Genomic DNA, 12,904 nt, shown 5'->3' with positions numbered 1-12,904 from the left:
ACTATAAAGAAAACAACAACGAAAACAACGACGACGACAAACGTCCACACAGGAGACAGACATGCAAGCCACCCAGCGCAAGCGGCAACCTTTCCGGCGCCTCCGCACAACCCTGGCCGTCTTCGGCGTGGCCGCGACCGCGTGCTGCGCTGCCTACGCGCAGGGCGGCTATCCCGCGCGCCCGGTCAGCCTGGTGGTCGGCTTCGCCGCCGGCGGCTCGACCGACAAGCTGGCCCGGCTGCTGGCCAGGGAGATGCAGGATGCGCTCGGGCAGCAGGTGGTGGTCGAGAACCGCCCGGGCGCGGCAGGCAACATCGCCGCGCAGTATGTCGCACAGGCGGCGCCGGACGGCTATACCTTGTTCATGGCGACGCTGAGCAGCCAGGCCATCAATCCCTGGATCTACCCCAAGCTGGCATTCGACCCGATAAAGAGCTTCGAGCCGGTGGCGCTGGTCGCGCGCTACCCGCTGGTGGTGGCGGTCAACCCGGCGCTGCCGGCGCAGACGTCCGCAGAACTGCTCGCCTACATGCGCGCCAATCCCGGCAAGGTGTTCTTCTCGTCGGCGGGCTCCGGCTCGCCCGGCCACCTCAGCGGCGAGCTGGTCAAGTCGATGGGCAAGGTCGACCTGACCCACGTCGCCTACAAGGGCGGCGGCCCGGCCATGCTGGCCGCGATGGGCGGCGAGGTCACCATGACGATCGAGACCATTCCCGCCATGATCCCGCACGTGAAGTCCGGCAAGCTCAAGGGCCTTGCCGTCACGTCGGGGCAGCGCTCGCCGGCGTTGCCGCAATTGCCGACGCTGTCCGAGGCGGGGCTGGCGGGATTCGAGGTCACTTCATGGGCCGGCATCGTGGCGCCGGCGAAGACGCCACCGGACGTGCTGGAGAAGCTGCAGGCCGCCGTGGGCAAGGCGCTGGCCCAGCCGAAGCTCAGGTCCGCAATGGAGGCCGATGGCGCCTTGCCCAGCTACATGCCTGGCAAGCAATTCCAGGACTTCACCGCGGCGGAACTCAAGCGCTGGGGCGAAGTGGTGCGCGGCGCCAATGTGAAGGCGGAATAGCGCGCCGCAGCGCGGGCGTGACTGGTGTCCGGGCACGCCCGCCGCGCCATCACGCTGCAACCAGCGGCGACACGTCGATCACGTAGAGCTGGCGCTCCGACTCGTGGATGGAGTCGATGCACACCCGCCGGCCATCGCGGCTCCAGCGCGGATGCAGGTCGCAGCGGTTCTCCTTCTTCAGCGCGGGGCTGGTGTAGAAGCGTCCCAGGTCGTGGCGCATGCCCTGCTGCATGTCGTACAGGAACAGCGTGCGCTCGTTGGTTTGCGCATCGGGATAGGTGTCGCTGAGCAGCCAGCGCGGATTCACCGGCGAGAACGTCATATGCCCGTTCTCGGTCAGCACGCCGTCGCCGACCACGCGCACCTCGCCGCGCTTGCCCTCCTCGCGGTCCTGGTACAGGTGGTAGTGGATGCTGCCCGCATGCGGACCCCACACGATGATGGTGTCGTCATCGCGCCAGAGCGGATGCGAGATCTGGTACTCGGACTTCTCGTAGTCGAAGGTGCCGACCGCGTTCGGATCGAAATCGTCGGCGAGCTGGGGCAGCGGATGGTCCGAGCACTCCAGCAGCCGCAAGTCGCTGCCGTCCGGATTGACCGTGACGAGCCGGTGCAGGAAGCAGGTCTCGTCCTCGACCCGCTCGGTCCAGCGATGCAGCAGCAGCACGCGCGACGAGGCGGGATTGATCTCGATGTGGCTGACCCATTGGATCGCCTTGTCCATCGACGCGCGCGGATGGAACTGGCGCAACGCCTGGTAGCTCAGGATCAGCCGCGACTCGCCGCTGGCGATGTCGCTGGGGCTGGGCGTGCTGCCCGCGGTGGTCGGCCAGTTTTCGGCCCGGCATGCCGATATCCACCTGAACGTGCAGACCGTCGGCGCGCATGCGCTGCGCGACGGATCGCTGACCGGGCAGTACGACCTGGTGCTGAGCACCAGCCCGCTGGACCATCCCCAGTTCAACGTGCGCATCATGCACCGGAGCCACGCGGTCTGTGTCATGCATCCGGACCATCCGTTGTCGCGCCGCACGTCGCTGCATGTGCGCGACCTCGCCGGGCAATCGCTGATCACGCTCAATGCCGACGACCCGCTGCAAGTGGCGCTGAGCGAAGCATGCGCCGCGTCGGCGCCGAGCCCGCTGCCACCATCGAGACCACCTATTCCGGCACGATCTGCACGATGGCCGCGCAGGGCACCGGCATCGGCATCGGCATCGGCATCCAGTACGTTGCCAACGTGTTCGCGCACGCGTTGCGCGTGGTGCCGCTGTCCCCGCGCTGCGGCGTGGATGTCCGCATGGCGTTTTCAGGCCATTGGTCGCCCTCGACCATCGCCGAGGAATTCGCCGCGCTGGTCGCCGCGCATTTCCGCACGCTGCGACCAGTCTCGAACGCCTGAAGGCAAGGGCTTACCAGGGCAGCGAATACGTCTTGGTATTGCAGAAGCTCTTCATCGCTTCCAGCACGCCTTCCTTGTAGCCCAGGCCGGAGTCCTTGATGCCGCCGAACGGCGTCAGTTCCAGCCGGTAGCCGGGCACTTCACGCACATTGACGCTGCCAACCTTCAGCTCGCGCACGAAGCGCGTGATGTAGTCGAGCCGGTTGGTGCAGACCGACGACGACAGGCCGTAGGCGGTGCCGTTGGAGATGTGGATCGCTTCGTCGATATCCCTGAAGCGGATCACCGGCGACACCGGCCCGAAGGTTTCGTGTCTGGCCACCGTCATCCCAGGATCGACGTGGTCCAGCACCGTGGGCGAGTACAGCGCGCCGCAGCGGATATTGCCGTAGCGCAGCGTCGCGCCGGCGGCGATGGCTTCATTGACGACGGTCTCGAACTGGATCGCGGCGGCCTCGTCGATCACGGTGCCCATGTCGACCTTCGGGTCCATCGGGTCGCCATAATTGACGGCTTCGGTCTTCTGCACCAGCAGCTCGACAAAGCGGTCGGCCACGGCTTCATGCACCAGCATGCGCTTGATCGCCGTGCAGCGCTGGCCCGAGTTCTTGTACGAGCCGCTGGCCGCGAGCGTGGCGGCTTCTTCCAGGTCGGCGTCTTCCATCACGATGATGGGGTCGTTGCCGCCCAGTTCCAGCACCTGGCGCTTGTAGGTGGCGGTGGCCGCGATGTACTTGCCGATCGGCACGCCGCCGGTGAAGGTCACCAGGTCGACGTCGGGGTGCGTCAGCATCTCGTCGGCAATCTCGCGCGGGTCGCCGGTGACGACGGACAGCATCTGCGGCGGCAGGCCGGCCTCGTACAGGATATCGGCCAGCATGAAGGCCGCCAGCGGCGTCTTCTCGCTGGGCTTGAGCACCATGCGGTTGTTGGTGGCCACCGCCGGCGCGACCTTGTGGATGACCTGGTTAAGCGGATGGTTGAACGGCGTGATCGCGGTGATCACGCCCAGCAAGGGTTCGCGCAGCGTATAGACCTTGCGGCTCTTGCCGTGGTGCGTCAGGTCGCACGAGAACACCTGGCCGTCGTCGACCAGCGCCTGGTTGGCGGCGAACAGCAGCACGTCAGAGGCGCGGCCCACTTCATACAGCGAATCCTTGCGGCACAGCCCGGACTCCAGCGTGATGGTGCGCGAGATCTCGTCCAGCCGCGAGGCGATGATCTCGCCGGCGCGCATCAGGATCCTGTAGCGCTCGTAGCGCGTCAGCGTGGGCTGGTAATCACGCGCGATGCGGTAGGCGCGGCGCACGTCGTCCAGCGTGGCCTTGGGCACGGTCGCAATGACTTCGCCGGTGTACGGGTAGGTCACCTCGATCACGTCTTCGCGGTAGATCTTTTCGCCGGCGATGCGCAGCGCTTCGTGCCGGATGTGGTGGCGGATGTCGTGGCGGATTTCAGGGATGGCGTGGGATGCGTTCATGATGTCGATGCCCCGGGATTCAGGGCGTGTCTTCAGGATGGAAACAAGGCAGGCGCCGGCGCGGCGCCGGCCGCTTCGTTCAGCGGCGGAGGTTCAGCGACGGAGGTTCAGCGACGAATAAAGGCCGCGATCACGGCACTGATCACGCAGCTGGCCGCGACGATCGGGAACACCAGCGAGGTGTTGCCGGAGTGGTCCAGCATGCGGCCGATCAGCGGCTCGCCCAGGCCGGCGAGCAGGTAGGAAAAGAAGTTCAGGATGCCGGTCGCGGTGCCGGCGCGCCTGGCGCCGACCAGGTCGGGGCACAGCGCCCAGAACGACGAGGCCGGGCCGTAGACGAAGAAGCCGGCCAGGAACAGCGCCACGATCGCACCCATGCCGGTGGGCAGCTGGTACATGACCATCGACGCGATCGCGCCCAGCACCATGTAGAGCATGATGGCCTTGCTGCGGCTGGAGCCGAACAGGCGGTCGGAGATCCAGCCGTTGGACAGCGCGCCGAAGGCCATGCCCACCGGCAGCGCCACCGAGATCCAGGCCGGGTCGATCAGGCTGTCGGCATGCTTCCAGTCCTTGCCCAGGAAGTGCACCGGCACCCAGACGATCAGGCCATAGCGCGCGGCATTCTGGAAGCCGATCGACAGGCCGGCGATCAGCAGGCGCGGGTTGCGCAGCACGGCCTTGTAGCGCGACCAGGAACTTTCATCGGCATCGGTCCCGGCATGCGTGCCCTGGCCGCCATCCTCGCCCTTGGCCACGCCGGTATCCGGCGACCTGTAGCCGAGGTCTTCCGGACGTTCGCGCACGATCAGGTAGAAGGTGATGCCGCCTACCAGCATCAGCAGCACCGGCAGCCGGAAGATCCAGCGCCAGTCCAGGTGCAGGATATTGACCACCACGATCGACGTGACGAACGACAGCACCGACGCGCAGCCCGCGGCGAACACGTAGAAGCCATAGACTTTGCCGCGCTCGCCGGCCCCCCACCAGTTCGACAGCAGCCGGCTGCCCGGCGCCCAGCCTAGCGCCTGGAAGTAGCCGTTGATGCCCCAGGGAATCGCCAGGCTCTTGAACCCCACGGCAAAGCTGACCACCCAGTTGGCCGCGCACGACAGGATCGCGCCGGCAGTCATCACGCGGCGCCCGCCGAACTTGTCGCCAAGGTTGCCGTTGATGGCCTGCCCGATCGCATAGCACCACAACAGGCAGGTGGAGGCCCAGCCCAGCGCTTCCTTGGAAAAACCGAATTCCTGCTGGATGCCGGGGATGGCGAAGCCGAAGGTCTGGCGGCCGGTGTAGAAGAAGAAGTAGCAAAACATCGCGGCCAGCAGCATGCGCCACTGTGCGCGCCGGAACGATTGCGCCGCCGGGGCGACGAACGCCCCCACCTGGATGCGATCGGCAGTTTCCATTCTTGTCTCCTGTTGTATTGTCGGCCCGTATTGCGGGCTCTGGGGGGCTCTGGTGGCCGGGGTAAACCTTGCCCGTGGCGGACGCCCCGCTAAGCCGGCACGGCGCCGATGAAATTCCTGCCGCGCGCGCCGTCCAGCGCTCGCGCGATCATGGCGCCGGCCTCCTCGTCGGAGACGCCGTAGTCGGCAAACTCGGTCTTCACGCCCAGCCCCTGCAGGAAGGCGCGCAGGCGCTGCTGGCCGGCTTCCAGCGACGGCCCGAACAGCCGCTGCAGCGTACGGTCGCGGTCGGGGCGGCGCGCCCACGCCTTCTCCAGCACCAGCGGCAGCGTGAACGAGCACGCGATGCCGTGCGGCAGGCCGTGGCGCAGCGTCATTTCGTACGAGATCGAATGCGCCAGCGCGGTCTTGGTGTTGGAGAACGCCAGGCCGGCCTTGAGCGCGGCCAGCGCCATGCGCTCGCGCAGCGCGATGTCGGCCGGGTTGCGCACCAGCGCCGGGAGGGTCTCGAAAATGTCTTCCACCGCCGACACCGCGTAGGTGTCGGAGATCGGGTTGGCGTTGACGTTCCACACCGATTCCAGTGCGTGCGAGAGCGCGTCGAGGCCGGTGGAGACCGTCGTGCCCAGCGGCACCGACACCATCAGCCCCGGGTCGACGATGGCCGCCTCCGGCCAGGTCGCGTCTAGGTGCAGCGAGTATTTCTTCTGGTTGGCCGCGTCCCAGATCGTGGCCCATGGCGTCACTTCGCTGCCAGTGCCCGCGGTGGTCGGCACCGCGATCAGCGGCTTGACCTGCGCCGGCGCGAACGGCTTGCCGGTGGCGAGCAGGCTGAGCAGCGAATCGAAGCGGCCGCCGCTCGTTGATCCGGTCGTTCCGGCCGTGCCGACCATCAGCGCCTTGGCCGTGTCGATGGCGCTGCCGCCGCCGACCGCGACGATCGCGTCGCAGGCGTCGGGCTGTTCCCAGAAGCGGTTGTAGAGGCCCGACAGCTGCGCCACGTCGGGATTGGGCTGTACGTCTTCGATCACGGCAACGAGGCCGGCGCCGAGCAGCGCCTCGAGCCTCGCGACCAGCCCCAGCGCGCGGGCTTCGGGAAAGGTCACGACCACGGCACGGCGGCCGTGCAGCAAGGCAGGCAGCCGGTCAAGGCTGCCCGGCCCGCAGTGGATCGAGACGGGGTTGTAATACGCATGGATCATGGGGGGCTCCTCACTTTTCTTTGTGGCGGGGCGGGAGCGGCGTGCGCCGCGCCCTGCGTTGACCGAAGTGTGGGAGACCGCCAGAGGGCAGTCCAATCGCATCTTTGACGGGCCGATGCGGAAAAACCGATGGATCGCGTGGCCTCGGGGGAAACCCTGCGTGGGCGCCGGCGTGTGGCTGTGGGAGACTCTTGACGCCTGCGGCACCGGGCCGCGGCCGTCCTCCCTGACCCCACATGTTCCACCAGTACTACAAGGCGATCCGCTGCTTCCACGCGGTGGCGCGCACCGGCGGCTTCACTGCCGCGGCGCAGTACCTGCATATCGGGCAGCCCACCGTGACCGACCAGGTCAAGGCGCTGGAGATGCGCTTCGGCGTTGAACTGTTCCTGCGCGCCGGCCGCACCGTGCGCCTGACCGATACCGGCGCGCGCCTCTACGCCATCACGCAGGGACTGTTCGGGCAGGAAGAGGAAGCGATGCAGTTCCTGCACAGCGCGCACAAGCTCAAGACCGGGCTGGTGCGCGTGGGCGCGGTCTCGCCGCCGATCGCGCTGGAGCTGGCGCGGAGCTTCCGCGGCGCGTATCCTTCTCTGGACCTCACCGTCACGATCGGCTCGGAAGACTCGGTGCTGCGCGGCCTGCAGGATTTCGACATCGATGTCGGCATCGTGGCCGAACCCGATCCCGTGCCGGGACTGCACATCGCCCCCTACCGCAGCGAACGCATCGTCGCGGTGGTGCCGCGCGGGCACCGGCTGGCGTCGCGCCACGCGATCACCTTGCAGGACCTTGCCGGCGAGTCCGTGATCCTGCGCGAGCCGGGCTCGAAGACGCGCGACCGCGTCGAGCGCGCCTGCGCGCAGCATGGCGTGGCATTGCACTGCGCGATGGAGATCAACAGCCGCGAGGCCACGCTGCATGCCGTGGCCAGCGGCATGGGCATCAGCTTCGTCACGCAGATCGAATGCATCCCGCTGCCGGGACTGCAGGAAGTGCCGGTCGACGATGCGCTGCTGTCGATCGACTACGCGCTGTGCTGCCTGGACGTGCGCAAGGACCGCCCGCTGATCGCCGCGCTGCTCGGCGTGGCGCTGTCACCGCCTCGCTGAGCCTCGCTGGGTTTCGCTGAGCCTCGCTGCGTTTCGCTGAACCGCGCCGGCCACGATGTGGCGGCCGGGCCCCTTGACAGGAGTCTGTTGCGGCCAGGCATCAACGCGGCCGTGTAGGAGTAACGCCGGCGGCGCATCAGCGTGCGCCCGACAGCGCAACACCGCCCCGCTGCCTAGACTGAGTGCTACCGCTGCATCCCCGCCACGGCGGCGATGCGCGGTCAAAGCCGCGCCGGGCCCCTCCACTACCGGCGCCTCCGACAACAACTCTGGAGGTTTTCCATGGATCCGAAACAGCCCGCTAGCCTTCCCAAGATCGTCGGCGCGATTGCCGCCGGCCTGGCAGGCCTCAGCTGCGCCACCGTGCTGGCCCAGACCACGGCCGCGCCCGCGGCACCCCCGTCGGGCGCGCAGGGCGTGCCGCCCGGCGTGACCCAGATCGAACCGCCCAAGGACCCGCTGGTCGAGCGCCGCGAGGCACGCAAACGCGCCTCCGACGAATACAAGGCGAAGAAGAAGGCCGCCAAGGGCGAGTACAAGGAAGAAGTCAGCGAGGCCAAGCAAGAGCGCAAGGTCGAGAACAAGGCCGCGGACTCCACTGCCCGCCAGGAAATGGCAGCGCCCAAGCAATAGCGGCATCGCGCAAGCGCGAATGCCATGGGTGGCCGGCGCAAGCCGGCCGCCTTCTTTTCACTCCCTCGACGCGCTCCTCCTGGATTGCGCATCCCTGCGCTGCCTTTACGCGGGCCGCGCGCTGCCTCCCGCTTGCAAGCTGCCGTATCGCGCCTAGACTCGTTATGGGCAAGCCGCGCGCATGCTTGCGCGGCTTGCAATCCACGCCATGCCCGCTGTCCGCCCGTCTTTCTGGTTGGCAGGCCTGCTTCTGTCCGGCCTGATGGGTATCCTCGGCCTGCGCGCGCCCTCTGCCGTGGCGCAGCAAATTCCGCCGTCGCAAAAAGCCGCGCCCGCTGCGACGGCTCCTGCCGCGACCGCGCCGCCAAGCCAGGCAATCCCCGCCAAGCCACGTGGCCTGAACCTTGCCAACAAGCCCCGTACCGGCGACTTCGACGTGATGTTCAAGAGCCGCGTGATCCGCGTGCTGGTGCCATACAGCCGCACGCTCTACTTCAGCGACAAGGGTCGCGAGCGCGGACTGACCGCGGAACTGGTGCGTGACTTCGAGCGCTACCTGAACAAGAAATACGCCGACGATCTCGGCAAGCGCCCGCTGACGATCATCATCATCCCGACCACGCGCGACCGCCTGCTGCCTGACCTGATGGCGGGGCTTGGCGATATCGCCGCGGGCAACCTGACCGAGACCGAGAACCGGCTGAAGCAGGTCGATTTCGCCGCGCCGCGCGACCGCAAGCCGGTGCGCGAGCTGGTGGTCACCGGGCCGAAGGCGCCGGCTTTGCAGCGTCTCGACGACCTTTCCGGCAAGACCGTGCACGTACGGCGCGCCAGCAGCTATTTCGACAGCCTGACCGTGCTGAACGACCGCCTGCGCCATGCGGGCAAGGCGCCGATGAAGCTGGTCATGCTGCCTGAGGCGCTCGAAGATGAAGACGCGCTGGAGATGCTTAACGCGGGCGTGCTGCAGATCGTCGTGGTCGATGACTGGAAGGCCGCGATGTGGGCGCAGATCCTGCCGGACATCAAGGTGCGCGAAGACCTGGCCGTGCGCGAAGGCGGCCATGTCGGCTGGGCGTTCCGCAAGAACAGCCCGCAGCTGCGGCAGGCGATCGAGGACTTCTACGTCAACTTCGTCAAGAAGCAGGGCGTGGCGGAGTACCGGCTCAAGCAGGCCATGCAGCGCGTCAAGCAGATCAAGAACAACACCGAGGATGCCGAGTACAAGCGCTTCCAGCAGACCATCGCCTTCTTCGAGAAGTACGGCAAGGACTATGGCTTCGACCCGCTGATGCTGGCCGCGCAGGGCTTCCAGGAGTCGCAGCTGAACCAGGAGGCGCGCAGCCACGTCGGCGCGGTCGGCATCATGCAGATCATGCCGGCTACCGGCAAGGAGCTGAATGTCGGCAATATCCGGATGGCCGAGTCCAACGTCCACGCCGGCGCCAAGTACATGGACCGGCTGATGACGAAGTACTTCCCCGACGCGCATTTCTCGGAATCGAACCGGCCGCTGTTCGCCTTTGCCAGCTATAACGCCGGGCCGGGCAATATCGCCAAGATGCGCAAGGAAGCGGCGGCGCGCGGCCTGGATCCCGACAAGTGGTTCAACAATGTCGAGATCGTGGTGGCGGAGAAGATCGGCATCGAGACCACCACTTATGTGCGCAACATCTTCAAGTACTACGCGGCCTACCGGCTGATGCAGGATCAGGAGGCCGCGCGCAAGCGGGCGCTGGAGCAGGTGCGGAAATAGCCGGCCGGCATGGCGCCGGCGTGTCAGCCGCGCCGGTCAGTCAGCCAGGCCGCTGCTGTCGATATAGCCCAGCGCCTCGCGCACCGCGCGCCTGGCCTTGAGCAGGTAGCAGACCTGGCGCTCGCGGATCGCCAGCGCCACCACATCGGCCTGCACCAGTTCCTGGAACACATGCGCGGCGCGCGGCAGGCTCAGGCCGGCCAGCCGCGCCAGTTCGGCGGCAGGCAGCCCTTCCTCGCCGGCTTCCAGCAGCGCGCGGCAGATCGTGGCGCGCGCGGGTTCGGTCAACAGGGCAAGCGTCAGCGCGCTGTCTTGGGTCTCCATGGCCACACCTCGATCCTCCATTGTGCGCTGCCGCGCATGGCAGGCGGCTGCGGCGCCGCTGGCGGCGCCGGTTTCCCTACGTTCTACGCGGCTCGCAGGGCAAAGGCAATAGGGCCGCCTACCCCCCTTACCCCAGCTGCCGCTGGCCTATCGCAACGTGCTGGCGCTGCGTGAGCTGGCGGAGCTGCCTTACCGCGATAGCGCCCGCGTGGCCGATATCGCCATCGGCACGGTGATCCGGCCAGCCCCTGGCGGCCGCCTACGCCAGCTCGAACGGCAACTGCCGCTGCCGCTTGCCGGTCAGCCGGAACAGCGCATTCGCCACCGCGGGCGCGATCGGCGGCACGCCCGGCTCGCCCAGGCCGGTGGGGTTCTCCTGCGAGGGCACGAAGAACACCTCCACCACCGGTGCATCGGTGATGCGTGGCGGCGGGAAGTCCGTGAAGTTGCTGTTCTTCACGGCGCCGTTCTCGATCTCGATGGCAAACCCCGGCCTGGTCATCGCCAGCCCGAACACGCAGCCGCCCTGGATCTGGGCCTCGGCCGACAACGGGTTGACCACGCGGTTGGCATGCACGCCGGCGGTCACGCGGTGCACGCGCGGCTCGCCCTTCACCAGCCACACGTCGACCACGTAGGCCACCACGGTGCTGAACGACTCGTGCACCGCCACGCCCCACGCATGCCCCTTGGGCAGCTTGCGCTTGCCATAGCCGGACTTGTCCACCGCCAGTTGCAGCGCGGCACGGTGGCGCGCGTGCTTCTTTTCGTCGAGGCGCGCCAGCCGGAACGCCACCGGGTCCTGCTTCGCGGCGGCGGCCATTTCGTCGGCCAGCGTTTCCTTGACGTAGGCGGTATGCGTGTTGCCGACCGAGCGCCACCAAAGCACCGGAACATCCACCTGCGGGTGATGCACCGACATCTGCAGCGGCAGGTCGTAGTCGTTCTCGACGATGCCCTCGGTCATGGTCGCGTCGACGCCGTTCTTGACCATGAAGGGCTCGAACGGCGTGCCCTTCAGGATCGACTGCCCGACCACGGTGTGCTGCCAGCCCACCACCTTGCCCTGCGCATCGAACCCGATGCGCGCGCGGTGCAGGTGCAGCGGACGGTAGTAGCCGCCGCGGATATCGTCCTCGCGGCTCCACACCACCTTGAGCGGCTCGGTATGCCCGGCGGCCACCCAGGCCTTGAGCACGTTGGCCGCTTCCACCAGGTAGTCGGAGGTCGGCACCGCGCGCCGGCCGAAGCCGCCGCCGGCCATCATGGTATTGAGCACCACCTTGTCGGGTGCCAGGGCCAGCGTGCGCGCGATCGCGGCCTGGTCGACGGTCTGGAACTGCGACCCCACCCATACCTTGACCGCCTGCAGCCTGCCGCCCGACACCTCGGGCTGCAGCGTGCAGTTGAGCGGTTCCATCGGCGCGTGCGCGAGGTACGGGAAGCGAAACTCGGCATCGATCTTGCGCGCGGCACCGTTGATGGCCGCGCCGATGTCTCCTTCTCCTGGCCGTGCCACCGTACCCGGTTGCGCAGCCAGCTTCGCGTACTCGTCGAACAGCGCCTGCGACGAGACTTTGGAACCCGCGTCTTCCCACTGGATCTCCAGCGCTTCGCGCCCCATCCTGGCCGGCCAGTAGCCGCTGCCGACCACGGCCACGCCGGTGCCGCCGCGATCCACCGGCACTTGCATCACGCCATGCACGCCCTGTACCGCGCGCGCCTTGTCGGCATTGAACGACTTCACCTTGCCGCCGAAGCGCGGCGGGCGCGCGACCACGGCCACCACCATCTTGTCGAGCTTCGTGTCGATGCCGAACGGCGTGGTCGCCGCCATCTTGCCGCGCGCGTCCAGCCGCTGCGTCGGCTTGCCGACGATGCGGAACTGCGACGGGTCCTTCAGCGTGATCCGCTGCGGCACCGGGAGTTCCATCGCCGCCTGTGCCAGTTCGCCGAAGGTGGCGCGGTGGCTGCCCGACGCCAGCACGCCCTGCTCGACCTTGATGCTGGCCGGATCGACCTGCCACTTCTGCGCGGCGGCGGTTACCAGCATGGCGCGGGCGCGCGCGCCCAGCTCGCGGTACTGCTCGAACGAGTGGTTGAGCGCGGTGGAGCCGCCAGTCATCTGCATGCCGAAGGCGGGATCCTTGTACGCGTCGCCCGCCGGTGCCAGCGTCGCGCGCACGTTGCGCCAGTCGGCATCCAGTTCTTCCGCCAGCGCCATCGGCAGCGCGGTATGCACGCCCTGGCCGAACTCGAGCCGGTTCACCGCCACCGTGACGGTGTTGTCCGGCGCGATGATCAGGAACGCCTGCGGCGGCGGTGCCTTGAGCCTGCCCGCCTCCTGTGCCTGCGCCAGCGGGGCCACGCCCAGCGCCAGCCCGCCGCCGGCCAGGCCGGTGAGTTTCAGGAAACCGCGGCGGCTGAGCGTGGCAATGCCACCGCCCTGCGCCGCGCCGTCGTTGCCGCCCTGGCCGCCGGCCAGTGCTTCGATGCCTCGGATTCGCATGATCGGTT

The 12,904-nt window shown here is 67.8% G+C and carries 10 protein-coding genes and 2 pseudogenes; 6 read left to right on the top strand and 6 right to left on the bottom strand.

Going from position 1 to position 12,904, the window contains the following annotated elements:
• The first annotated feature begins 61 nt into the window (after positions 1-61).
• Positions 62-1,066, top strand: coding sequence for a tripartite tricarboxylate transporter substrate binding protein (locus LPA45_RS03300; protein WP_116317297.1), 1,005 nt, complete (start codon positions 62-64; stop codon positions 1,064-1,066).
• Positions 1,067-1,115: 49 nt separating this feature from the next.
• On the opposite strand, the pseudogene LPA45_RS03295 reads toward LPA45_RS03300, so the two are convergent.
• Positions 1,116-1,862, bottom strand: a pseudogene (locus LPA45_RS03295) (hypothetical protein); the annotation flags it as partial.
• On the opposite strand from LPA45_RS03295, the pseudogene LPA45_RS03290 reads away from it, so the two are divergent.
• Positions 1,858-2,148, top strand: a pseudogene (locus tag LPA45_RS03290) (LysR substrate-binding domain-containing protein); the annotation flags it as partial. The pseudogenes LPA45_RS03295 and LPA45_RS03290 sit on opposite strands and share 5 nt — an antisense overlap.
• Positions 2,149-2,183: 35 nt before the next feature.
• On the top strand, positions 2,184-2,468 hold the full coding sequence (locus tag LPA45_RS03285; RefSeq protein ID WP_116317296.1) for a hypothetical protein: 285 nt from the start codon (positions 2,184-2,186) through the stop codon (positions 2,466-2,468).
• 10 nt (positions 2,469-2,478) lie between these two features.
• Here the strand turns inward: LPA45_RS03285 and phnY are convergent, their stop codons facing one another.
• From phnY to psrA, 3 genes are all read right to left on the bottom strand, one after another.
• Positions 2,479-3,948 carry a phosphonoacetaldehyde dehydrogenase gene (phnY, locus tag LPA45_RS03280; protein ID WP_116317295.1) on the bottom strand — a complete coding sequence of 490 codons (1,470 nt, stop codon included), beginning with the start codon at positions 3,946-3,948 and terminating at the stop codon, positions 2,479-2,481.
• A 107-nt stretch (positions 3,949-4,055) separates the two neighbouring features.
• On the bottom strand, positions 4,056-5,360 hold the full coding sequence (locus LPA45_RS03275; RefSeq protein ID WP_116317294.1) for an MFS transporter: 1,305 nt from the start codon (positions 5,358-5,360) through the stop codon (positions 4,056-4,058).
• Between the two features lie 89 nt (positions 5,361-5,449).
• A complete protein-coding gene (psrA, locus tag LPA45_RS03270) occupies positions 5,450-6,562 on the bottom strand; it encodes an iron-containing alcohol dehydrogenase PsrA (RefSeq protein ID WP_116317293.1) in 1,113 nt (370 codons plus the stop codon).
• Positions 6,563-6,798: 236 nt separating this feature from the next.
• On the opposite strand from psrA, the gene LPA45_RS03265 reads away from it, so the two are divergent.
• From LPA45_RS03265 to LPA45_RS03255, 3 genes are all read left to right on the top strand, one after another.
• Entirely contained in the window at positions 6,799-7,674 is an 876-nt protein-coding gene (locus LPA45_RS03265) for a LysR substrate-binding domain-containing protein (protein ID WP_116317292.1), read from the top strand.
• Positions 7,675-7,956: 282 nt separating this feature from the next.
• Positions 7,957-8,307, top strand: coding sequence for a hypothetical protein (locus LPA45_RS03260; RefSeq protein ID WP_116317291.1), 351 nt, complete (start codon positions 7,957-7,959; stop codon positions 8,305-8,307).
• Between the two features lie 208 nt (positions 8,308-8,515).
• Entirely contained in the window at positions 8,516-10,063 is a 1,548-nt protein-coding gene (locus tag LPA45_RS03255; RefSeq protein ID WP_116317828.1) for a transglycosylase SLT domain-containing protein, read from the top strand.
• 36 nt (positions 10,064-10,099) lie between these two features.
• On the opposite strand, the gene LPA45_RS03250 is transcribed toward LPA45_RS03255, so the two are convergent.
• On the bottom strand, positions 10,100-10,387 hold the full coding sequence (locus tag LPA45_RS03250) for a winged helix-turn-helix domain-containing protein (RefSeq protein WP_116317290.1): 288 nt from the start codon (positions 10,385-10,387) through the stop codon (positions 10,100-10,102).
• A 259-nt stretch (positions 10,388-10,646) separates the two neighbouring features.
• A complete protein-coding gene (locus tag LPA45_RS03240; RefSeq protein ID WP_367394884.1) occupies positions 10,647-12,896 on the bottom strand; it encodes a molybdopterin cofactor-binding domain-containing protein in 2,250 nt (749 codons plus the stop codon).
• Positions 12,897-12,904 lie beyond the last annotated feature (8 nt).

The sequence above is a fragment of the Cupriavidus sp. Agwp_2 genome (genome assembly GCF_040784895.1).
GTDB lineage: Bacteria > Pseudomonadota > Gammaproteobacteria > Burkholderiales > Burkholderiaceae > Cupriavidus.
Note: the sequence above shows the minus strand (reverse complement) of the source record. Positions and strands in the feature narration are given on the sequence as shown.

What these genes read in the sequence shown, in the direction of transcription:
- LPA45_RS03300 (WP_116317297.1), top strand. Translation starts at nt 62, where the DNA reads ATGCAAGCCACCCAGCGCAAGCGGCAACCTTTCCGGCGCCTCCGCACA.
- LPA45_RS03285 (WP_116317296.1), top strand. Translation starts at nt 2,184, where the DNA reads ATGCGCCGCGTCGGCGCCGAGCCCGCTGCCACCATCGAGACCACCTAT.
- phnY (WP_116317295.1), bottom strand. Translation starts at nt 3,948, where the DNA reads ATGAACGCATCCCACGCCATCCCTGAAATCCGCCACGACATCCGCCAC.
- LPA45_RS03275 (WP_116317294.1), bottom strand. Translation starts at nt 5,360, where the DNA reads ATGGAAACTGCCGATCGCATCCAGGTGGGGGCGTTCGTCGCCCCGGCG.
- psrA (WP_116317293.1), bottom strand. Translation starts at nt 6,562, where the DNA reads ATGATCCATGCGTATTACAACCCCGTCTCGATCCACTGCGGGCCGGGC.
- LPA45_RS03265 (WP_116317292.1), top strand. Translation starts at nt 6,799, where the DNA reads ATGTTCCACCAGTACTACAAGGCGATCCGCTGCTTCCACGCGGTGGCG.
- LPA45_RS03260 (WP_116317291.1), top strand. Translation starts at nt 7,957, where the DNA reads ATGGATCCGAAACAGCCCGCTAGCCTTCCCAAGATCGTCGGCGCGATT.
- LPA45_RS03255 (WP_116317828.1), top strand. Translation starts at nt 8,516, where the DNA reads ATGCCCGCTGTCCGCCCGTCTTTCTGGTTGGCAGGCCTGCTTCTGTCC.
- LPA45_RS03250 (WP_116317290.1), bottom strand. Translation starts at nt 10,387, where the DNA reads ATGGAGACCCAAGACAGCGCGCTGACGCTTGCCCTGTTGACCGAACCC.
- LPA45_RS03240 (WP_367394884.1), bottom strand. Translation starts at nt 12,896, where the DNA reads ATGCGAATCCGAGGCATCGAAGCACTGGCCGGCGGCCAGGGCGGCAAC.